22 protein-coding genes, 1 tRNA gene and 1 rRNA gene are annotated in these 22,430 nt (G+C 41.8%); 10 read left to right on the forward strand and 14 right to left on the reverse strand.

Annotation, left to right across the window (positions count from 1 at the left end):
* Window positions 1-69: 69 nt before the first annotated feature.
* The 6 genes from M595_RS18815 to psbX all read right to left on the reverse strand — a co-directional run bounded on the left by M595_RS18815 (window position 70) and on the right by psbX (window position 4,351).
* A complete protein-coding gene (locus M595_RS18815; protein ID WP_023067991.1) occupies window positions 70-1,572 on the reverse strand; it encodes a DVUA0089 family protein in 1,503 nt (500 codons plus the stop codon).
* A gap of 290 nt (window positions 1,573-1,862) precedes the next feature.
* The gene (locus tag M595_RS32425; RefSeq protein WP_023067992.1) at window positions 1,863-2,165 is read right to left on the reverse strand and encodes a TolB family protein; all 303 of its coding nucleotides are present in this window, start codon (window positions 2,163-2,165) and stop codon (window positions 1,863-1,865) included.
* An 18-nt stretch (window positions 2,166-2,183) separates the two neighbouring features.
* Window positions 2,184-2,393, reverse strand: a complete 210-nt coding sequence (locus M595_RS32430; protein WP_023067995.1) for a TolB-like translocation protein — start codon at window positions 2,391-2,393, stop codon at window positions 2,184-2,186.
* A gap of 83 nt (window positions 2,394-2,476) precedes the next feature.
* Complete coding sequence (locus M595_RS18825; RefSeq protein WP_023067998.1) at window positions 2,477-3,019, reverse strand: TolB family protein; 543 nt, start codon at window positions 3,017-3,019, stop codon at window positions 2,477-2,479.
* A gap of 114 nt (window positions 3,020-3,133) precedes the next feature.
* The gene (locus M595_RS18830) at window positions 3,134-3,997 is read right to left on the reverse strand and encodes a Ycf66 family protein (RefSeq protein WP_023067962.1); all 864 of its coding nucleotides are present in this window, start codon (window positions 3,995-3,997) and stop codon (window positions 3,134-3,136) included.
* A 234-nt stretch (window positions 3,998-4,231) separates the two neighbouring features.
* Window positions 4,232-4,351, reverse strand: coding sequence for a photosystem II reaction center X protein (gene psbX / locus M595_RS29430; protein WP_071809955.1), 120 nt, complete (start codon window positions 4,349-4,351; stop codon window positions 4,232-4,234).
* Window positions 4,352-4,515: 164 nt separating this feature from the next.
* Here psbX and M595_RS18835 point away from each other — a divergent pair, with 164 nt between their 5' ends.
* The gene (locus tag M595_RS18835; protein WP_023067999.1) at window positions 4,516-4,800 is read left to right on the forward strand and encodes a YggT family protein; all 285 of its coding nucleotides are present in this window, start codon (window positions 4,516-4,518) and stop codon (window positions 4,798-4,800) included.
* Between the two features lie 21 nt (window positions 4,801-4,821).
* Here M595_RS18835 and accC read toward each other — a convergent pair whose 3' ends face one another.
* Window positions 4,822-6,177: an acetyl-CoA carboxylase biotin carboxylase subunit gene (gene accC / locus M595_RS18840; protein ID WP_023067986.1), complete on the reverse strand. Its 1,356-nt coding sequence runs from the start codon at window positions 6,175-6,177 to the stop codon at window positions 4,822-4,824.
* Window positions 6,178-6,370: 193 nt separating this feature from the next.
* Between accC and M595_RS18845 the strand changes: the two genes are divergently transcribed.
* Window positions 6,371-6,451 (forward strand) — tRNA-Leu (locus M595_RS18845).
* Between the two features lie 100 nt (window positions 6,452-6,551).
* Here the strand turns inward: M595_RS18845 and thyX are convergent.
* Complete coding sequence (gene thyX, locus M595_RS18850; RefSeq protein WP_023067968.1) at window positions 6,552-7,274, reverse strand: FAD-dependent thymidylate synthase; 723 nt, start codon at window positions 7,272-7,274, stop codon at window positions 6,552-6,554.
* 117 nt (window positions 7,275-7,391) lie between these two features.
* Between thyX and M595_RS18855 the strand changes: the two genes are divergently transcribed.
* From M595_RS18855 to M595_RS18870, 4 genes are all read left to right on the forward strand, one after another.
* Window positions 7,392-8,000 carry an HD domain-containing protein gene (locus tag M595_RS18855; protein ID WP_023067965.1) on the forward strand — a complete coding sequence of 203 codons (609 nt, stop codon included), beginning with the start codon at window positions 7,392-7,394 and terminating at the stop codon, window positions 7,998-8,000.
* Between the two features lie 56 nt (window positions 8,001-8,056).
* Complete coding sequence (locus M595_RS18860) at window positions 8,057-9,199, forward strand: ABC transporter ATP-binding protein (RefSeq protein WP_023067983.1); 1,143 nt, start codon at window positions 8,057-8,059, stop codon at window positions 9,197-9,199.
* A 365-nt stretch (window positions 9,200-9,564) separates the two neighbouring features.
* On the forward strand, window positions 9,565-10,023 hold the full coding sequence (locus tag M595_RS18865) for a response regulator (protein WP_238987102.1): 459 nt from the start codon (window positions 9,565-9,567) through the stop codon (window positions 10,021-10,023).
* Between the two features lie 108 nt (window positions 10,024-10,131).
* Entirely contained in the window at window positions 10,132-10,692 is a 561-nt protein-coding gene (locus M595_RS18870; protein WP_023067964.1) for a glutathione S-transferase family protein, read from the forward strand.
* Window positions 10,693-10,810: 118 nt separating this feature from the next.
* On the opposite strand, the gene M595_RS29435 is transcribed toward M595_RS18870, so the two are convergent.
* Window positions 10,811-10,948 carry a photosystem II reaction center protein K gene (locus M595_RS29435; RefSeq protein ID WP_009787676.1) on the reverse strand — a complete coding sequence of 46 codons (138 nt, stop codon included), beginning with the start codon at window positions 10,946-10,948 and terminating at the stop codon, window positions 10,811-10,813.
* 402 nt (window positions 10,949-11,350) lie between these two features.
* Here M595_RS29435 and M595_RS18875 point away from each other — a divergent pair, with 402 nt between their 5' ends.
* Complete coding sequence (locus M595_RS18875; protein ID WP_023068001.1) at window positions 11,351-11,767, forward strand: ATP-binding cassette domain-containing protein; 417 nt, start codon at window positions 11,351-11,353, stop codon at window positions 11,765-11,767.
* Between the two features lie 78 nt (window positions 11,768-11,845).
* On the opposite strand, the gene M595_RS18880 is transcribed toward M595_RS18875, so the two are convergent.
* The 3 genes from M595_RS18880 to M595_RS18890 form a co-directional block, all read right to left on the reverse strand.
* Window positions 11,846-13,885, reverse strand: coding sequence for a serine/threonine-protein kinase (locus tag M595_RS18880; RefSeq protein WP_023067987.1), 2,040 nt, complete (start codon window positions 13,883-13,885; stop codon window positions 11,846-11,848).
* A gap of 243 nt (window positions 13,886-14,128) precedes the next feature.
* Entirely contained in the window at window positions 14,129-15,253 is a 1,125-nt protein-coding gene (gene cax / locus M595_RS18885) for a calcium/proton exchanger (protein ID WP_040484343.1), read from the reverse strand.
* A gap of 456 nt (window positions 15,254-15,709) precedes the next feature.
* Window positions 15,710-15,895, reverse strand: a complete 186-nt coding sequence (locus tag M595_RS18890) for a hypothetical protein (RefSeq protein WP_023067996.1) — start codon at window positions 15,893-15,895, stop codon at window positions 15,710-15,712.
* Between the two features lie 15 nt (window positions 15,896-15,910).
* Between M595_RS18890 and M595_RS18895 the strand changes: the two genes are divergently transcribed.
* Together M595_RS18895 and M595_RS18900 are read left to right on the forward strand one after the other, a co-directional pair.
* Window positions 15,911-18,628 carry a DUF3536 domain-containing protein gene (locus M595_RS18895; protein WP_023067963.1) on the forward strand — a complete coding sequence of 906 codons (2,718 nt, stop codon included), beginning with the start codon at window positions 15,911-15,913 and terminating at the stop codon, window positions 18,626-18,628.
* A gap of 131 nt (window positions 18,629-18,759) precedes the next feature.
* On the forward strand, window positions 18,760-20,223 hold the full coding sequence (locus tag M595_RS18900; protein WP_023067985.1) for a bifunctional orotidine-5'-phosphate decarboxylase/orotate phosphoribosyltransferase: 1,464 nt from the start codon (window positions 18,760-18,762) through the stop codon (window positions 20,221-20,223).
* A 10-nt stretch (window positions 20,224-20,233) separates the two neighbouring features.
* Here the strand turns inward: M595_RS18900 and era are convergent, their stop codons facing one another.
* Window positions 20,234-21,172, reverse strand: a complete 939-nt coding sequence (gene era, locus M595_RS18905) for a GTPase Era (protein ID WP_023067973.1) — start codon at window positions 21,170-21,172, stop codon at window positions 20,234-20,236.
* Window positions 21,173-21,431: 259 nt separating this feature from the next.
* Between era and M595_RS18910 the strand changes: the two genes are divergently transcribed.
* Window positions 21,432-21,974 (forward strand): hypothetical protein, encoded by a 543-nt coding sequence (locus M595_RS18910; RefSeq protein ID WP_232228580.1) that lies wholly within the window; start codon window positions 21,432-21,434, stop codon window positions 21,972-21,974.
* Window positions 21,975-22,191: 217 nt separating this feature from the next.
* Here the strand turns inward: M595_RS18910 and M595_RS18915 are convergent.
* Window positions 22,192-22,430 (reverse strand): 23S ribosomal RNA (locus M595_RS18915); the annotation flags it as partial.

Here is a 22,430-nt window from a genome sequence, read left to right on the forward strand (position 1 = left end):
GATGGAAAATTGACAAGTTTAGATATTCACTCCCATAGGAGTGCCATCTTGATTTCGACTCGTAGATGTTTAGCGAACGGTTAATAGGTACTGACCTTGACCTGTACTATCATAGGCGTTGACGACCACTCGATAGCGGCCTGTCATTGGTAAAGTTACAGTCAATGCTGCATTTTTCTCTGACGAATTTGCATCGTCATTTTCTCCCACAAGCTGACCATTTGGACCAAACAAAGCAAGATAGGGATCGAAATCTGAACTTTCGAGTCGAATTGTAACAGTCTGACCTCCAACTCCATCAAAGCTATACTCTTCATACCGACTCCCATCGGAAGGAAGCACCGCATCTGTGCGATCTAAGGTTCCTTGTTCTTCTAGAATCAAACGATTGCTACGCTCACTGGGATTAACCCTCTCCGTCTCTATTCGGAGTTTTAATCGATAGTCGCCAGACTCTCCCGCCTCATAGGAATTCGCCAAAAAAGTATATTCACCATCCTCAGGCAGTGTAATCATAATTTTGGCATCTTTCTGGCCACCACTATCGTCGTCTTGAGCAAGTTCACTCCCATCAGAATTGAGCAAAATTAAGTAAGGATCTAAATCCTGACTCCTCATTTCTATAGCAATTTGCTGACCTGCTTTTCCTTCAAAAGAATACATATCATAAAAGCTATTATCAATCGGCAAAATACTATCACTTTCATCTAAACGACCTCGAACTTCTGGGCCGTCAAGGATCAGTTTTTCCGAAGGTTCACTCGAAAAAGCAAATGGCCTTTGGGATTGGGCAACTCGGGGGGCGCGTCCTTCTTTAACCGCTTGTAAAAAGGGCGGAACTTTATCGACAGAAATGGCAAAACCAATCCCAATATTACCGCCACTACGACCCCGTGTAAAAATTGCCGTATTCACCCCAATCAATTCACCTTTACTATTCAATAACGGGCCACCCGAATTTCCGGGGTTAATTGCCGCATCGGTTTGAATCAGATTTCGTTCTCCATCAATCCGACTGACAATTCCAATTGTAAACGTCCCTTGAAATTGACCAAAAGGATTTCCAATGGCAAAAGCACGTTGACCCACTTTCACCGAACCCGGTTTAGCGATGGGAATTGTCGGTAAATTACGAGCATTTTGAATTTTCAAAACCGCTAAATCTAGCCCATCTTCTCCGTAGGCGATCACATCGGCTTTCATTTCTCGACCATCGGCTAACGTTACTGTGACTTCTCCCCCTTGAGAAACCACATGAGCATTGGTGAGAACCATACCATCAGGCGAGATGATCGTACCACTGCCATTGGCTTTTTCCGTATCGATGGAAACGACAGCCGGACTGGCTTGTTCATAAACCCGAATATTTGTTTCTTCACCGTCGTCTTGAGCTAATAAGAGTTGATTAGACTGATTGAGAAGACGATTCGAGTTCAAATCGGGTTGCTTGGAAGTTGGGGCTAAATCGAGTAGAAGGGTTTTAGAGGAACTGGCGTGAACCCCATTGATACTCACTGCTGTTCCAATGGCTAAGAGTCCAGATGTTGCTAAACTCAAAAATTTCAGATTCATTGATCGTTCCCGCTGAGTTTACCTCCAACATTAAGTTAGGAGGTGGATTGGAAAACGGGGCGGGTCTACCGCTTTCCTGTGGACAAAATCAGAAGCTCTAAAAGGTTTGTGAATTGGATTCCCTGCTTCAATGTTAGCTTTTGCAGCATTGAGTGCATGAATCTCAGCAGCTTAAATGATTAATTATAAATCCACTCAGATTGGCTCACCAATCAGGAAATCTTGTCTAGAAGTTTCGAGGTTGTCTTATTTGTAGATTCCCAATCCACTATGCTTAACAGTGTTGGGATTTACTGAGGAACTAAAGGTAAATTTAAGGGTTGTCCGTACCGATTATAAACAAGGATATCCCACTGACCGTTCACACTCGATTCAAAGGCAACCATTCCCCCTTCTCCACTCATGGTGGGATTTCGGACTTCAGCTTGGAGGTTTTGGGTTAAATTTCTCAGTTGACGGGTTTCTCGGTTATAGAGATAGATGTCTGACTGTTTTCCTCGGGTTCCTTGAAAAGCAATATATTGACCCTCTCTAGAAATCAGCGGAGCCGAAGCGATCATATCTAAACGATTTAATCCCGGTAAATCAATCAACGCCTGCTCTTGTCTATCTTATAAGTAAATATCCTGTCGTCCTCGTCGATCTGAGGCGAATACGATATAGCGATCGGTGATTTGGGCATCAAACTCAGCCGCCGGACTATTGAGGCTCATTTCGTGGGTATCGACTGGATATTTAATTAACCGAGGAGAGCCAACACAGCTTGTTAACAACAATCCAGCGATCAAGACAATAACAACAAAGTGTAGACAACGTTTCACGATCCTCAGCTCACAGTCAATTAAGATCAAACAAAAAAGAGTTAAAATCCCTTAGTTCCGGCGCGTAATTCTCACCCCGAAAACTATTGTGATTCTTCACTGACACCCTGATTCTCAATTTGATCGAGTGTATCGAGTTCTACCTTAGAACCTCGGTCAAGCACTTCTAAATCCCATTGACCCCGACGCCCACTTTCAAAGACAATATAACGACCATCTGGGCTAATGCGAGGATGACGTACCCACCCCCGATAGCCTTGAGAAACAATCTGCACGCGATTGGTTTTGCGATCATACAGTTCAATTTCTGGGCGTCCTGAATCACTTGCCAGATAAACCAGATAACGCGCCGTATTGCTCAGACTCGGATTTTCGGCGATCGCCGAACCCTGATTTAAACCCGGTAAATCGATCAATGTTTGTCGTTGTAAATCATACAAGACGATCTGACGTTGACCATTGCGGTTGGAGACATAGGCTAAAAACTGACCATTCCCACTCAAAGTTGGTTGCTCATCACTGGCTGAACTATTGACAGCGATCGCCCCGACTTCAGGGACAACCAGGGTGAATCTCAAGATCAGACAGAGGGCAATCATCGCGATCGCTCTTATTGGCCGTTTCATTGACAAGATCTCCGAAAACCTTCAATCTCTATTAGCCAGAGGAGAGAAACAGTAGTAAGACTAGCACTTCCCCTCCTCTGAACTTGATCTTCAACAACACATTGCAACCGGGAGTTAAAACTTCTCAAAATCGTCGTCAGAGTAGTCAACAGGTCGATAGTCTACATAATCTGTCGAACTACTGGTGTCTGGATCTAGGCGATCCCGACTGTGGCTTCTAGAGCGGGTGTCTTCTGGAGGACGAGTTCTTCGGGATCTAGATGAGGATTTCGTCGGGTTCACATCATCCCAACGATTGTCATCGCGATTTAAGGAACTTTCGGTTCCAGAGGGTGGACGACGGCTGCTACGACTGCGAGAAGTTTTTTCGGGTGTCGAATCAATAGAAGCTTCCCATTCATCAGAATAGGAGGAACGGTTTCGACTATCTGGACGGGGACTCCGACGACGAGCCGGACGTTCAGGTTTTTCAAGATTCGGAGGTCGATCTATTGTACTTCTGCGACTGCTACTCGGACGACGACGAGGCCCTTCATCTTCGTAGGCTTGTGATCGACTTAAACGAGTATCCCGACTTCCTCTAATTTGACGGGCCATCGGTTGATATTCGTCATTGGGTTCGAGTTCGTCAAGTTCTGCATCGACTCGATAAACATCACTCACATAGCGATCATCGTCTACAATGGGTGACGAGCGTTCTTTTGCGTTTGCTGTTGCTAAACCCCGCAGGCGAATACTTTCTACGGCGAAAAAGATAGCACTTCCTGTTAACAGAAATTGACCAAATGCCAAGATCGGATCAAGTCGCCATCCCTGAAACAGTAAAATCCCGCCACAGAGCAAGCCAATTGCCGCAAAGAATATATCGTGATCCCGGGCTAGCTTGGGACGCCATGACCGGAGGAAATACAGTGCTGCACCGGATACTGCCAGAATAATACCGAGCAGACTGCTCCAGTTCAATCCTAAATTAACCATTAGTAATTCTCCTATGCCAGTCCTATCTTAGCGAGTTCTCTGTCTATTCTCTACTTGAGCCAGAGTCTACAAGCTTTCTGCGTTCGCGGAGTGTGTCCCTAAGGTTTTATATATCTACAGAAATATTTTCTGAAGTTTGAGTTGGGGTCAGGAATTGAGGTCAATCTTTGACAGATATCTGCGCAAGATTCTTCCTATTCCTAACCCCTTGCCCCAGTTAAAACTCCGATGTCATTATGACCGGATGACTTTATCTTTCTGGCTGAGGACAAATAGACCAATACAGGCCGGAATTACAACAATTAAAGTGCCTGCCAGTAAGCTGTAAAGGAAGTTTGCTAAAGAAGGTGTCATAGTAAGCTGATCCTTAAATTTACGAAGATTGCTTTAAGTTTATCATTTTAACAATAGGTTACACTCTTGAGTCATTGAGTTCGACTTTGTGTTTGAATATCCCCTAACCCGCTAGAATATTGATGAATCGTTGTAGTTACAAAACTTAAAGTTTCGAGAATAACATGACCACGCTTACCGCAGTTAGTTGGATTTTGAGCATTGCCCTGGGGGTAATGACCTTTTTCTTCATTTTCCGCATTGTCCTGACTTGGTATCCACAAGTCGATCAGAGTCGCTTCCCGTTTAATCTGATTGTCTGGCCAACAGAGCCGTTTCTCTCCCTTACCCGCAAAATTATTCCCCCTTTGGGTGGGGTCGATATTACCCCGATTATCTGGGTGGGAATTTTTAGTTTTTTACGAGAAATTCTACTCGGTCAACAAGGCTTACTGCGAATGATGATGTAGTCTCAAAGAACACAAACAATATTATTCGGATTGACGACTCATCCACTGTTCGACAAAATTAGTGTAAACTTCACCTTGCAAAAATTCTGAAGTTTCCAATATTTTTTGATGAAAACCAATCGTTGTGGGAATTCCAGTAATCGCAAATTCCCGTAAAGCCCGTTTCATCCGGGCAATTGCGCTGTCACGATCAGGCCCCCAAACAATCAATTTTCCAATCAAAGAATCGTAATACGGTGGAATTTCATAATCAGTGTAGACATGAGAATCAATTCGCACCCCATTGCCTCCAGGGGGAAGATAGGCACTAATTCGTCCAGGACCAGGCCGGAAGTTGTGATCGGGATCTTCTGCATTAATCCGACATTCAATCGCATGACCTCGTAGTTTAACCTGTTGCTGAGTTAACCGCAATTTTTCTCCTTGAGCCACCCGAATTTGCTCGGCAATTAAATCCAACCCTGTTACCATCTCTGTGACAGGATGTTCAACTTGAATGCGGGTGTTCATTTCCATAAAATAAAAATTTCCCGTCTTATCGAGCAAAAATTCAACGGTTCCCGCTCCTGTATAGTTAATAGACTGAGCCGCTTTGACTGCTGATAATCCCATTTTTTCTCGCAGTTGGGAACTTATTGCCGGACTGGGGGATTCTTCGAGTAGTTTTTGATGACGTCGTTGAATAGAACAGTCTCGTTCTCCTAAGTGAATTACATTCCCGTAGCTATCGGCTAAAATCTGAAACTCAATGTGACGTGGAAGTTCGATGAATTTTTCGAGATAAACACCGGGATTTCCGAAGGCGGCTTCAGCTTCTCCTTGGGCGGCGGAAAACTGTTTGGAGAGTTCAGACGGTTCACGAACTAAACGCATTCCTCGTCCCCCTCCGCCTGCGGTTGCTTTAATGATGACCGGATAGCCAATTTGTAAGGCAATTTTCGCCGCTTCTTTTTCGTTGGTGACTAAGCCATCACTCCCCGGAACGGTGGGAACCCCAACTTTTTGCATGGTTTCTTTGGCTGTGGATTTGTCCCCCATTGAGCGGATTGCTTCGGGAGTCGGGCCAATGAAGGCAATATCGTGATCGGCGCAAATTTCCGCAAAACGGGCATTTTCAGCGAGAAAGCCGTAGCCAGGATGAATGGCTGTTGCGTTGCGAGTCAGCGCGGCTGAGATAATATTGGGAATATTGAGATAGCTTTTACCACTGCTCGGTTCACCAATGCAAACGGCTTCGTCCGCCAACTGAACATGAAGGGCATGGCGGTCAATGGTAGAATGTACGGCAACTGTGGCAATACCCAGTTCCTCACAAGTTCGGAGGATGCGTAAGGCAATTTCCCCCCGATTGGCAATTAGGATCTTTGAAAACCGCATCTTCTGTGCTGCTCGGTCAATAATCTGTTTAGGATAAACTGTTTTGGTCAACAGGGAAAGAGTTAAACTGCAACAATCTTGTTACATGGCGATCGCTAACTTGAATGAACTGACTTGATCTGTGTGAATTTTGTGATATAATTAAAGTTCAGCAGTGAAACATTCAGTTTGACTGAAATTTCATTGAGCCTAAGCGGATGTGGCGGAATTGGTATACGCGCACGTTTGAGGGGCGTGTGGCTTTGCCTTGCGAGTTCGAGTCTCGCCATCCGCATACCAAAAAATTACAAACCAATACTCTCACTGAAAGCATAACTTTTCTAAAATTGAAGGGTTATGCTTTATAAGTCCGAGAAACGCTATATATTAGCATCTCAAGGAGAAAGTCTAGCTTTTCCCATGCGAGTTGTTTGATACCAGTCGGCAACTTCCGGCACCCACTTTTCAACAGGGGGCCACATCAGTTCACAGAGTTTTTGAATTTCCAGTTGAGCATCTTTTTTATAGCGTAAATCGAGAAAATGTAACAAGGTTCGTAGATTTAAACTGACGACAAAATGTTGACGATAATCAAAGGGAAGTTTGCCTCTGGCGTGTTCTTCAGACATTCCACTTTCAAAGTCTATTTGATAGCGTTTTACCGCTTCTAAACACCAGTCTAAATCGGCTTGACGTTGTTCGGGAGAGTAGTAATATTTTTTACCTTGTCGGTTTGTATAGTCGCCAACCGGACGTAAATAAAACACATCTTCTAGATCTTTTTTTCCTTCTATAACTTCTATAAATTGTTTCCCCGTGTACCTAAAACTTTGAACATCAAAGGAAATTCCGACTCGATGTGTTCGGGCTTGCTGCATGACGCTATGGGGAAAATAACCGCAATTAAACACAATTTGGACGTGTTCTAAAGGGCCATAATGTCCCCGTTCTCCCGCTAACAGTCGCTTGACAATAATCTCGCCGCATTTGCTTTCGTGAGGCCAGTTCTCCTGTTCATCAATGATAAATTGATCAGAATAATCCTGGTGCATTGCAGCATAAATGACCGTTTGAGGATTGGGAGTTTGGGCGATGACTTCCACTCTAAATTTATCCATTTTATTAATCTCAAAAAATAATGAAAGTTTATAAAATTTTCTATATTAGACTTACCTTGATTTTACAATATTCTTGAAATATTTTATGTTATTTTAAGAGTAGATTGAGAATAAAAGATGATTCTATCCTCTCATTTTCGTGAAGCGCTAGTCTACGCCTGTGAACTCCACGCCGAACAAGTTCGTAAGGGTTCGGGTGTTCCTTATGTCGCTCATTTGTTAGGAGTCGCTAGCATTGCGTTAGAATACGGAGCCAAGGAAGATGAAGCGATCGCGGCGTTGCTCCATGATGCGATCGAAGATCAAGGTGGAGTTTCTACTAAGCAAGAAATTCAGCGTAGATTTGGGGAAACAGTCGCCACCATTGTAGACGGATGTAGTGATACAGACCAAATTCCTAAACCCCCTTGGCGAGAACGAAAACAAGCTTACATTGACCATATTCCTAACGCCGAAGCGTCTGTGCGTTTAGTTTCTGCGGCCGACAAACTCTATAATGCCCGTTCTATTGTACAAGATTATCGTCAGGTAGGGGAAGCCATTTGGGAACGATTTACAGGTGGCGCATCGGGAACACTTTGGTATTATCGAGCAATTGTAGACGCTTTTAAACGGGTAGAAATAACGCCTCTCGTTGAAGAATTGGATCGCGTTGTTTCTCAGCTCGAACAGTTAGTAAGTTCAGAATCAACAGACAAAACCCTAGAAAAAACTAGGCTCTATTAACTGATTGACTTGATTCTAACTTAGATCGGATTAATTTTCAAGATTAAAGGATAAAAATGGCAAATGTTCGCTTAGATAAAATCAACCGAGTCTATAATAATGTTACGGCAATTGAGGATATTTCCTTTGAAGTTCCTGATGGTGAATTTTGGGTGCTTTTGGGGCCTTCAGGGTGTGGAAAATCTACGATTTTACGAACAATAGCAGGTTTAGAAACGGCAAGCAGCGGCAATCTTTATATTAACAATCGGTTGATGAATGAGGTTCCGGCTCGTCAAAGAGATGTGGCGATGGTGTTTCAAAATTATGCACTGTATCCCCATATGACAGTCGCAGAAAACTTGGCATTTGGTTTAAAAATGCGTCAGGTTCAACCTCAAATGATGCAGGAACAAATTCATAAAGTGGCGCGTTCTCTCTCTATCGATCATTTACTTAATCGTAAACCTAAACAACTTTCGGGGGGACAACAACAACGAGTCGCATTAGGGAGAGCGATCGTCAGAGAACCCCAAGTTTTTCTACTTGATGAGCCACTTTCTAATCTTGATGCTCAACTGCGAGATGATACCAGAGCGGAACTCAAAAAGTTACATCAACGTTTAAAGATTACCACAATTTATGTAACCCATGATCAAACAGAAGCAATGACATTGGCTGATAAAATTGTCGTTTTAGATCAAGGAAAAATTCAACAAATTGGAGAACCTCAAACGGTTTATGCACATCCCAATAATCAAATGGTTGCCACCTTTTTAGGCAATCCTCCCATGAATATTTTACCTGTTACCTATGCCAACAGTATTTTTTGGATTGGAAATCAATCTTTTAATTGTCCTATTGAACTTCAAGAAAAGTTAAGCCCGACAGATAAACAAAGTTTGAATCTAGGTATTCGTCCCGAACATATTAACTTAGTTACATCAGATTATAATCAAGAAAATATTCAGCCCAATCGTCAAAAATCCAATCAAGTTTTGCTATCAGTTGAAGTTGATGTAATCGAACCTTTAGGTCGAGAAACACTCGTTAGAGCGAATTTAGTCTTGTCTAATGCTTCTCAATTTTCCCAAACCTTAATTCAGTTTCAAACTCCCGTACAAATCAGTTTAAAACCTGGCGATCGCATCTCGATTACCCTTGATCTAAATTATGCGGTTATTTTCGATCCTAATACCAGAAAGCAAGTCGGATATTAACAGCAAAAAAATTTATTGAGAAGACTGTCAACTCAATAAAGCGATTGAAGTTAAAAGTTATAAATTTAACCTCTCCTAGAGTAATTATGATTGTCAATATAAAAGGGTAAAAAGCTAAAGTCTTTTTTCAATCCTATATTCTAAACTCTCTGATAAGTCTTGACTTAGTATTCTGCTTATGGTATATTACATAAGTCTTTATCTGTAAAAATAAGTTTGAATAAAATGCTATCTTATTCCCTTTTTTATTGGATTACTAAAATTATTAATTTTGATGATTTTTAAGTTACTAATTCTAATTTGATTATAAAAGAAGTGATCAACTCACTAACTTGGCAACTGAGATCATAAAGAGTTCTATTAAATTGACATTTTTGCTCTTGGTTGATTATACTCAGTCTAGTATCATTGTGATTTTAAAAAAAGACAATTTAAGAATCCTAATTGTAGAAGATGATTACTTATTAGCTAAAGGTATGGCAAAGCTCATTGAGCGCCTAAGTGGTTATCAAGTTCTCGTGACAGACAAACTCAACGAGATTGTTCAGCTTTGCCAAGGAGGAGAAGTCGATTTAGTGATTATGGATGTAAATCTACCCGAAGCCCATTGGGAGGATAAAGATGTCAGTGGTGTCGATATTTCTTGTCTGCTGAAAACAAACTCACAAACTGCTGAGATTCCGATTATTTTAATCACAGCTTATGCTTTGGAAAGTGAGCGTCAATCTCTACTTGAAATTTCTCACGCTGATGAATTTTATCTCAAGCCAATTACTGATTATGATGATTTGATCCAAACGATTAATCGACTTTGTGGATATTAAGCTTAAACTTTCTCTAAATCTTCAGTGATTGTAAGTTTTTAGGGTAACAAAGTGTAAAATGTGAATATCCGTTCACACTGAAACAAGTAAACTATAGGAGTCGAACTGATGCTCAAACTCTACGGTGGTGCCTTTAGCCGTGCATCAATTGTTCAGTGGTATTTAGAAGAAATCGGTATACCCTACGAGTTTGTCTTGCTGGATATGAAAGCAGGCGCTCATCTCGAACCCGACTATTTGGCAATTAACCCAATTGGGAAAGTTCCCGCCATTGTCGATGGAGACGTTAAATTGTGGGAATCGGGAGGAATTCTGCTCTATTTAGCAGATAAATATGGGAAAATGCCAGACTCCCCCGAAAAACGAGGTGAAATTTATCAATGGGTGTTGTTTGCCAACTCAACTCTCGCCAATGGTATTTTTCTCGAAGCGAACCGGGAAAAAGAAACCCCTCGTTTAATGACTGCACTCAACGAGATTTTCCAAAAACAACCTTATATGATGGGAGATGAATTTAATGTCGCTGATGTCGCAGTTGGGTCAATTTTAGCTTATATTCCGATCATGTTAAAGTTGGATTTAAGTGCGTATCCGGCTGTGATCGACTATACAAAGCGTGTTTGTGAACGATCTGCATTCCAAAAAACCATCGGTTCTCGCAATACCTAAATATACCGAAAATCAAACTTAAGCGATCAGCATTTTATTCAAACAACTGGGTTATCCTAATCTTTATGAGTTAGTCAGCCCGTCGCCAGAACAATCACGCTGATCGCAACGCTCGTTGTTATCTGAATCCGACTGAAGCTTGCCAAACAAAAGCCAACAGCAGGAAAAACACGGGGATAACAGGCAAAATGTCTACAACCGGGCTAAAGATTGAATAAGCTTCCGGCAGTTTAGCCAACAGCAACGCTGCTTCCATGAATCCGTTTACCTCGCTAACATTATTTTCATAATTTTCACGTATTTTAACATGAGGATCATCTTCTCACTTAATTTTCTCTGGCGAACAGGACTGACTCATCGGCCGAGTTTCCCGAAATGTCATGCTTTACCTCGTTTAGCATCTCTCAATCTTCAATTCTCCTGGTGTCAAGTTATATATAAACTTTTGTAAAAATATTTTGTCAATTTTTCCCTTTGAGGTTTCATACTCTGTCACTCAAAGATGCGTCTATTGAGAGGGTATACTTCCCGGTTAACGTATATATAAACGAAAACTGATCCTTTTCAGGCAGGGTGACACCATGCAAACGCTTCAACTTTCCCCTTTGCAGGCACTCCTTCGCAGTAGTTGGTTTGTTACAAGTCGGAAATCTTGAAAGTGACACAGTATTCACGGTATTACTCTCAAACCCCAAACTATCCAAACAGTAACCATCCCAGTTTAGAAAATATCAATTTGACGATTGATCCGGGTAAAACCGTTGCTTTAGTGGGTAAAAATGGAGCCGGAAAAACCACACTTACTAAACTATTATGTCGTTTATATGACCCCGATTGTGGTAAAATATTATGGAAGGGTGAAGATTTACGTGCCTTGGAACTCGAAGATTTGCGTCAAAAAATCGCTGTTGTTTTACAAAATTATGCTCGTTTTCCTTTAACTGTTCGTGAAAATATTGCCTTGGGAAATTTAGAGAAATTAAACTGCGATCGCACACTTTTTAAAGCCATAGAAAAAGCCGGAATTACCCGTAAAATTCACAGTCTACCCAACCCACTTGATACCCCATTATGAAATGTTCAGCCGTCAAGCTAGTCACTACAGTTAACAGAGTAATCCAGTCTGAGGAAAAATTGGGGGGCCAGGATTAATTTAATTATTGACTGGAACTTGCCAAATTTTGATGGTTTTATCTTCACTTCCACTCACCAATATTTCACCATTAGGACTCAAAGCCAAAGCATTAACCGTTTGTGCATGACCCCAAAGCGTCGCTTTCTGTTCTCCCGTTTTTAAGTCCCAAATAATAACGCGATCGCTCCCACTAAAGAGAGTCTGACCATCAGGACTAATTACCATTGATTTCACGTCATTTCCCTGTGCAGAAAACAGCCGTACTTGATCGCCTGTATTGGGATTCCACAGGCGGATTGTACCGTCATCACTCACACTCCCCAAACTTTGACCATCGGTTGTATAAGCAATATCATTAATCGCCCCAGAATGTCCAGAAATCGTTAATTTACGAGTTCCTTGAGTCAAACCCCATAGTTTAATACTTTGATCACTGCTTCCACTGGCTAAGGTTTTACCATCTGGACTAAATGCAATCGAGTTGACGGGGCCATCATGAGCCGCAATGGTCAAGATTCGCACTCCAGTATCGAGATCCCATAACCGAATCGTTCGATCATCACTTCCACTCGCTAGAGTCCGACCATCGGGGCTAAATGCGAGCGTATTCACACTCTCTGTATGACCTTCTATCGTCCGTCGGCGAATCCCTTGTTTAAGATCCCAAAGGCGAATTGTTTTGTCGTTGCTTCCACTCGCTAGGATTTCACCATCTGGACTAATCGCCAGAGCTTTTACCCAACTTGAATGAGCCGCAATACTATGAAGTAGCTTCCCGGTTTGCAAATCCCAAATGCTAATGTTACCAAAACTTCCCGCCACGAGGGTTTGACCATCAGGACTAATCGCCACAGTATAGACTTGACCAACAGCACTTTTATATTCCTGGAGCCACAAACTACTCGGTATACTTTTGAGGATTAAAATTGGATTAGCCGGGATAAATCCATACCGTAAATAACCATTAATCTGAGTGTAGAATAAACCTCCCATTAAGAAGAAAGTTCCCATAATCCAGAGAAATTTAAACGGAAAATTTAATTTAATTAGGGGACGAGGTAGACGATAAAATGGTATTCCTTCTCTGGGTCGTGGCTTGGGCTTCGGCGGAGGTTTAGGAGGAGGATCTTTAGGTTTTGGGGAGACGGGTTGAGTGAGATCAATTTCTCGAAGACACTTTAAAATGACTTGAGGCGTTTGAGGCCGATTTCCCGGAAACGTAGCCATCAGATAATCGAGTAAATCCGCCAATTGTGTGGAAATATCAGGTGCCCCTTTTCGCCAGAGTAATTTTCCAGTTCTGGGGTTTTCTGGATATGCAGTTGGAGGTTTACCTGTTAAAAGATAAACAAAAGTTCGCCCTAAAGCAAAGAAGTCAGACTGAGGAACTGCTTTTCCGTTCGCTTGTTCAGGTGGAGTATAGCCAGGAGAAATAATACCTGTAACGTTTTGTCCTCCCTCCATTTTGGCAATAAAAGTATCCGTCTGTTCCCGTGCAGTACCAAAGTCAATTAAGACTAATTGACCGTCGGGTTTTCGCATAATATTTTGAGGCTTAATATCCCGATGGAAATAGTTTAAGCTATGAACTTTATCTAAAATTTCTGCAAGTTGTTTTAACCACTCAATCGCCTGTTCTTGGGAAATTGGTTCTTTCTTGCGACTTTTCATCCAGTCTTGCAAGTTATCACCTTCGATTTTTTCCATCACCAGACAATGAATCGGTTCTTTACCTCCCTTGGGCATAAAGGTAAAATAACCATCCTTGTCAACTTTAGGAGTCCCGGGATGTTTAAGTTTGCTTAAAACCTTTGCTTCTTGCTGAAATAATTGAACCGCTTTGGGATGTTCTTTGAGCAAAACTTTTAAAACTTTGTCGATCCCCGTATGGTCATCAGTAATCTCAAAGGTTTTACCAAATCCACCTCCGCCGAGTTGTTTGGTAACACGATATCGACCTTGTAGTAATAAATCTGAACCGCATTGACAACAAACACGTCGATTTTCATTCGACGGGTCAGTTGGACTTGGGCAGTTGGGATTAAGGCAATAACTCACAAAAACCAGAACCCGAATCTAGGTTGCCAGATTAACTCCACTATAACTTAGAGGCTGACCATCTGGCTGAGAAATTCATACCTGTAGGAAAGATCAGCTAATGAAACAACTTTGGGGGGAGAGTCAGAAGGAAGGTTGGTAGAGAAGCCTTTGAGGGCAACCCTTGAGAGTCTTAGAGTTGTTGTTTCTCCTTTTCCTGCTTTGTCTCCCCTACCAGGTCTTGAGTTCGGAAATTGGGGACGCTTATAAAGACCCTTCAATCACCGGATGGAAGTAAAAAGCCAGTCCTAAAACGGTGTATGCCGCCAACAGGAGAACCCCCTCTAACCAGTCACATCGGCCATCTGAACTGACAGAGTTGGCAATTAAAACCGCCACCATGACTGCAACCAGTTCAAAGGGGTTAAAGTTAAGATCCATCGGTTGACCGATGAAATAACCCACAAGCACCAACACAGGGGCGACAAACAAAGCAATTTGCAGACTCGAACCCACCGCCACAGAAACGGATAAATCCATTTTGTTTTTCATTGCGACTGTTACCGCAGTGGTATGTTCTGCCGCATTGCCAATGATCGGCACCAAGATCACTCCAGTAAATAAAGATGTTAGTCCGAGGCTTTCTGTTGCTTCTTCGAGACTATCAACCAACAGTTCAGACTCAAATGCAACTGCGATCGTTGCAACGAGTAAAATCGCAACCGATATCCAGAAAGAGGACTTGGAATGAGATTCTTCTGAGATTGGAATTGTTTGTCCCTCAGATTGTTCGGAAACATCTGTTTCAGCCATCCCCACATCATAAAGATAAGCGTGAGTTTTCATCGAAAACAGCAATGTGAGTATATAGACGCCAATCAGCACGATCGCCACTGCACTCGATAGATTTTGCATTGTGGCTTCTTGAATGCCTGTGGAAGTATACTGGACTGCTGTTGGTACTAAAATGGCAATCACCGCCAAGTTCATCGCCGAAGCATTCAACCGAGCTACAATGGACTGAAACTTTTGTTCTTTGTAGCGCAAGCCACCGAGAAGCATCGATAAACCCATCACTAACAGCAGGTTGCCAATAATCGAACCTGTGATGCTGGCTTTCACCACATCCAATAGTCCGGCTTTGAGAGCAACAATACCGATAATTAGTTCTGTAGCGTTTCCGAAGGTGGCATTCATCAGTCCACCCAAATTCGGGCCAAGAACGACAGCAATTTCTTCTGTAGCAATTCCCATCCAACCCGCTAAAGGAATAATCGCCATAGCAGACGTGATGAAAATAGCAGTCGAACCCCATTCTAAGAAGTGAGCTGCAATGGAAATGGGAATGAAGATCAGTAGGACGGAAATGATTGTTTTGGCATTCAGCATTAGTATTGACTCGCCAGGAGATCACTCACAGTTGCACAACAAACTTAGAAACAAGACTAACTTGCAAAAAAGACACTATTGGTTAGCAGATTAGCATGAAAATTGACCAGAAAGGTCATCGGTTACAGCTTGTAGCTTACAGGTGTCAGGTGTTAAAGGGAGGTGGGGAGATGGAGAGATAGGGACAGAGAGAAAAAAACTTCTGACTTCCATTCGCAGCCCTAGCCCCAACCTCTGGTAAATATTTCTTCCGGCGAAATCTTTAAAAAATCATTAAAATTTAGGGTGTTAAGTTTTTCAAGAGTAAGGTAACATAACTTTTCCAAATGTTAATTTTTTAAACTCAATCTTTGTTGAAATATTTGTTAAGTATTAATATCTAATCGGATAGATATTATATCCTAGAATAGTAATTGATTACTCTCACTTCAAAAGCTTAAGTTCACGTCCGATAACTCAATGAGCTTCTGTCTTCATTTCAATCAACATAACAATCCGTTGGTCAGTTGTCAAAGCTAGATCTGTCAACAAAATTTTCACCACTCTATAGCAAATAAACATCGGCTGAATGCGACTGAGTTCTACTCGGACTTTAGCTTCTGTTGTGGCTATTGATGCGAATGTGCGTGAGTATTTGAACATTACAGGACAAAAACTATGACCTCTACTTCCAATTTTCAATCTATAGCGGTTACAAATACTACCGAGAGTTCATACACTTTAGAACACCAGAGTGATCTTGATCCCCGTCAATTTCCAACCGATGATCCCCAGTTAACCGCAACAGGAGTTTACGTTGTTATTCACGGTCATTTTTATCAACCCCCTCGCGAAAACCCCTATCTCAACGCCGTTGAATCTCAACTCAGTGCTGATCCCTATCACGATTGGAACGAACGCATCTACCATGAATGTTACCGCCCAAATACATTAGCAAGAGTCTTAAATGATCGCGGAGAAGTGGTGGGGATCATCAATAACTATGAGTATCTCAGCTTTAACATCGGCCCGACATTAATGAGTTGGCTAGAACGATATGATATGCAAGTTTATCAGAGAATAATAGAAGCTGATCGCATCAGTTGTCAGCGTCTCAATGGACATGGAAATGCAATCGCCCAAGTCTACAATCATATGATTATGCCGCTGGCTAACGAACGAGACAAATACACTCAAATTCGTTGGGGAAAAGCCGACTTTAAATCCCGGTTTGGGCGTGATCCCGAAGGAATGTGGTTAGCAGAAACAGCCATTGATTATTCCACCATAGAAGCATTAATTAATGAAGGAATTCGTTTTACCATCCTTGCCCCTTCTCAAGCCCAACGCTGTCGTTTATTCGCCTCCGAAGAAACACCAGAACCCGAATGGATAGACGTGGGTGAAGGTCAAATTGATCCCACCCGTCCCTATCGTTGTTATTTAAAAAATGAAACGGGAGAAAAAGATAAATCCCGTTATCTTGATATTTTCTTCTATGATGGGCCAATTTCTGGCGATATGGGCTTTGATGATGTACTCAGTAGTTCGGGACATTTTGCCGGACGACTCAGCCAAGCCATTCACGGGGACGGACGCCCCACACAGGTGATTTCAGTCGCTACCGATGGGGAAACCTTTGGTCATCACAAAACAGGTACTGAGAAATGTTTGGCTTATGCCTTTGTTGAAGAATTTCCTCGTCAGGGTTGGACTGTTACAAACTTCGCCCACTACCTCAGTTTAAACCCTCCCACCTGGGAAGTTGAATTAAAGCCTGTAACCGCTTGGAGTTGCTTTCATGGGGTAGAACGTTGGCAGAATGATTGTGGCTGTGGTGGAGGTGGTGTTTGGCATCAGAAATGGCGTCGTCCGCTTCGAGATACACTCAATTGGTTGCGGGATCAATTGATTGAGGTTTATCAAACCTACGGACATCAGTTTTTTCATGATCCCTGGCAGGTTCGCGATGAATATATTCGAGTCATTGGCGATCGTTCGGAGGCAAATCTTCATCACTTTCTGACTCAGCATCAAACTCATTTATTAACAGATACAGAACGAATTGATGCGTTACGTTTGTTAGAAATGCAGCGTCATTCTTTGTTGATGTTTACCAGTTGTGGTTGGTTTTTTGAGGAGATTTCTCGACCAGAAGGGACGCAAATTTTACGCTATGCTTGTCGGGCGATTGAACTGGCATCTGAGGTCACAGGAATTGATTTAGAAGCGGAGTTTTTACAAAGATTAGCTTTCGCTCCCAGTAATGTAGAGTTATTTCAAACTGGAGATGAAGTTTACCGTAAATTGGTGAAAACTGCTCAGATCAATTTTGAACAAGTTGCCGCACACTACGCAATTAGTTCACTGTTTACCACTTATACTCGGCAACAGCAAATTTATTGTTATAATACTCAGCAACTCGATTACCAAATCAGACATATTGGCACGTTAACCTTAGCTATGGGTCGAGTCCAATTAACCTCTGAAATTACCCGAGAACAGATGGATTTTGTATTTGCTGTTTTGCATCTGGGGGGTTGGGATTTTCATTGCTGCATTCAACCTTTTGCCGGACGTCGTGCTTACAGTAAACTTAAACAGCATTTGTTTGAAGCGTTACAGCAAGCGAGCGCCCCTCAAGTTATTTTAGCAATGGTTAAAATATTTGGAGAGCAGTCATTTAGTTTGCAGGATTTATTTGCAGAAGAACGTCAGCGAATTATGGGGTTATTGTCTCAAGAAACACTGACCCGTTTGGATCAGCTTTATACTCAAGTTTATCGAGATAATTATGGGGTGATTATGGCGTTTCATCGAGATTATCTTCCCGTTCCTCAAGAGTTACAGGTTGCTGTAGAAGTGGCATTGACTCATCGTTGTGTAACCACAGTACGAGCCTTAGAAACAGAAAGTAGTAACGGTTTAAGTCTCAATCATTTAGCGGCGTTAGAAGTGATTACCACAGAAGCCCATCAATTGCGCTGTCGAATTCAAAATAGTGAAGTTCGCGAGACTTTAGAGCGGTTAATTATGCGATCGCTGTACCTGATTTTACAGCAGAATAATCCGAAAACACTAGAGGTAGAAATTGAGAGTTTAGAGCGATTAATTCAACTCGGATACCATTTAGAACTCAATCTATCATTAGCTCAAGCTCAGGAGTTATATTTGCACTCTTTGGGTACAATGATTGTTCCGTTGTGTTTGGGGTGGCTACAACGTCAACGAGAGGCGAATGCGCCTCAAGTCAATGCAAAACACTCTACTCTTTCTGGGGTAGCGGTTCAGACGACTGTTGAAAGTCAATGGCAAGTTTCTCAATTGCGGAAGTTGTTACATTTAGGGCAAACTCTAGCAATTGATGTTCAGCAGTTGTTGAGTCAGTTGGCTTAAACAAAAATTGTCAGGGCAGGTTGGATACATATATTTTTGTTGTTTTCTAATTTGCCCTTCTCAATTAGGGATTACAATACAAATGGCTTAACTGCTTTAAATTATCCCTATTTTTGTGATTTGAGTCGTCAATGAACTTTTTTGATAAACTAATCGCTGCGATTGAACGCAATCAAAGCTTACTTTATGTTGCCCTTGATCCCAATCCTGAGTGTTATTCATTTAATCCTGATCAATCTGTTATCACTGTTGAACAATGGCATAATGAATTAAAATCTATTGTTGCTCAAACTGTTGATGTTGTTTGTGCTTATAAACTTACTTTAGGATTTTATCAAGCATTGGGTTGGCAAGGAATACAACTTTTAGAACAAATTGTGCAGTTTATTCCGTCAGATTTACCGATTATTTTAGATGCAAAATACGGCGATATTAATAGTAGCAATGTTTTTGCTCAGTTGATCTTTGAACAGTGGAAAATTGATGCTTGTACGGTTTCAGCTTACACTGGATTAGATCAACTAACACCGTTTTTGGTTTATCCAGATAAAGCAGTATTTGTGTTGTGTGCAACCTCTAATCCTTCCGCAACAATATTGCAAGAATATCCAACACCTGAACAATCTTTGTATTTGCAATTAGTCCAAGAAACTCAAACTTGGGGAACGCTAGAACAACTGGGGTTAGAAGTTGGGATGATGGCAGATACATTAGCTCGGGTGAGAAAAACTGCACCAGAACGCTTAATCTTACTAGAAGGGGATAGATCTGAAGAAAATGATTTGATAGAAGAAAGTGAATTAACGCCGATTTTAGCAGCCGGATTAAATCAGAATAGAGAAGGTTTATTGCTGCCAGTTCCGTCCTGTTTCTTGGAAGCAGAAAATATCACTCAAGTTGTTACAGAATTTCGAGATAAAATTAATAAAATTCGTTCCCAAGATGTTCAGGGAAGTCCGACTTGTAATTTATGGTTGCCTGATATTTGTTTTTTGGAGCATCAACCCCATCGGAATTTGATTTTACAGCTTTATGATATTGGTTGTATTATTTTTGGAGAACACGTTCAATCTTCGGGGGAGATTTTTCCCTACTATGTTGACTTGCGACGGATTATTTCCATCCCCCAAATTTTTCATAAAATTGTCAGTGCTTATGCAGATATTCTTGAGGATTTAGAGTTTGATCGGATTGCCGGGATTCCCTATGGTTCTTTACCGACGGCGACAGGTTTAGCGCTGCGAATGGAACGTCCAATGATATTTCCTCGTAAAGAAGTCAAAAGTTATGGAACTGGACGGTTAATTGAAGGGCATTTTCAGGCAGGAGAAAAGATTGTGGTCGTTGATGATATTTTGATTACTGGAAATAGTGTCATGCGAGGGGCAGAAAAGTTAAAATCAGCAGGATTAGAAGTGGAAGATATTGTCGTGTTTATTGATCATGGTCGAGGTGTGATGGATAAACTTAAAAGTAATGGCTATCAAGGTTATACAGTTCTATCGTTAGCAGAAATTGCCGACACTCTCTACCAAGCCAATCGAATTAGTTCTCAAGAGTTTGATTTATTTCAAGAATCAACAGCGCAAACGTGATCTTAACTCTTTATTCTTCAACCCGATATCCCAAATCAGCCAAACGACTGCGAGATTGTCGCCATTTGGGTTGCACTTTTACAAATAATTCTAGGTAAACTTGACCTGCAACAAGTTTTTGAATTTGTTGACGTGCATCACTTCCAATCGTCTTGAGCATCTGACCCCCTTTACCGATTAAAATCCCTTTTTGAGAAGGTCGTTCAGCGTGAATGGTGGCTAAAATACGAGTGATTTTAGGATCTTCTTCTACCCGATCAATAGAAATAGCAACGGAGTGAGGAACTTCTTCGCGAGTATGCAGTAGAATTTGTTCGCGGATGAGTTCTCCCATAATGAAGCGTTCAGGTTGATCGGTGACTAAATCGGGGGGATAATAGTAGGGGCCGGGTTCAAGTTGTTCGATAATTAAATGTTGTAGGGTATCAACTCCGGCACCTGTCAGTGCAGAAAACTGAAGAATCGGCCAGGAATGAGATTCAATCAGCTGTTGATAACTTTCATTAATTCGTTGAGGTTCTTGAGGTTGTTGATCGAGTTTATTGAGTCCTAAAATAACAGGTACTTTCGTTGAGTTGAGTAGGTCGGCAATGAAGCGATCACCCCCTCCCGCCATCACAGAACCATCAACCACAAACAGCAGAACATCGACTGAGCGAATGGCAATTTGAGCATTTTTAACTAAAACTTGTCCAAGCTGATGATGAGGCTTATGAATTCCCGGTGTATCAACAAAAATAATTTGCGCTTCCGGTGTGGTTAAAATCCCTCGGAGTCGATTACGGGTAGTTTGAGCCACAGGGGAAGTAATGGCAATTTTCTGCCCGACCATTTGATTCATTAAGGTCGATTTGCCGACGTTGGGGCGGCCGATAATGCCTACAAAGCCAGATTTGTATCCATCCGGGGCAATCGGAATCGTAAAGTTCTCAAACCCATCGACAGACATAAGCAGGCAGGAATTTGAACAAGTAGAGTAATAAGCGTAGCATAACTTGATATCTTCGGTAAAATTTGGTAGATTGCGATAGTATGTCTCTATGATATAGGGAAGCATTGCTCTGCTGGACTCCAAGTTTTGGCGAGAATTAAGCCTATTGCCAGTCAGTAAAAGCTATTTTTAGCAAAGAAGGCTTTGGGTTAGATAGTTCGCTATGAGCTGGAGTTCGTTGAATTTTATTAAGTTTGGTGAAACTGAGGAGATGAACATGAAGAAGTTTAAGCTTCTAGGTGGGTTGTTCGCTATGCTGGTCATTAGCCAACCCCTGTCAGCTTTAGCTCAAATTGGTGTAATTACTGTTCCGTCGGACTTTGATTACCGATACAAACCAAAAGATGAATCTACAGATGACTTTACTGATCCCAATCCGGATCAGGTAGATCCGCCAATCTATGAAACTTTACCCAATCTAGATCGGCCAAATAGAACTCTACCGAGTGCGTTCAGATATCCAATCATTTATGAAATGGCGGTTGATGAAAGCATTACCAGTGATGCTGTTATTACGGACGAAGTTTTTCTCGCTACATTACCCCCAATTCCGAATGGAGTTACTTTAGATGATATTCCTCGTATCCGAGCAGAATATACTCGTGCAGTTGAGGAATGGGGTGAATTGATTCAGGAATGTCTGAGTTTAAATCCTCTATTGATTAAAGTTGATACAGGTAATCCGATTTTAATCAATGAAAATCCAGCAGGTACAATCGTTTTCAATGCTAACTTAATTCCGGTATGTCCCAGACCGTAACAGTTAATGTTACTTGTGGAATCGTTTGATGTTTTTGACTTAGATCTACTTGATTTGAGTAGATCTTTTTTTGATTTTGAAATTCAAAATAATAATAAACAAATCAAAAGCCAACCTATTTGTTTTTCAGGTTAGCTTTAATTAACTTTCTATCTATTCTATTAAGTTAAATAAGCAAAACAAAGAAGACTGCATAGAGTAGTTTTCAGAAGTAACAGAGGTCAAGCCCTCGGTCTGTTAGTGTGCCTTGGCTACATCCATTGCTGGACTTCCACCGAGCACCTATCAACGGGTAATCTGCCCGTGACCTTACTGGGTTAACCCATGAGAGCACTCATCTTGAGGTGGGCTTCCCACTTAGATGCTTTCAGCGGTTATCCGCTCCGCACATGGCTACCCTGCGTTTACCGTTGGCACGATAACAGGTACACCAGCGGTGCGTTCCTCCCGGTCCTC

Source organism: Lyngbya aestuarii BL J (assembly GCF_000478195.2).
GTDB lineage: Bacteria > Cyanobacteriota > Cyanobacteriia > Cyanobacteriales > Microcoleaceae > Capilliphycus > Capilliphycus aestuarii.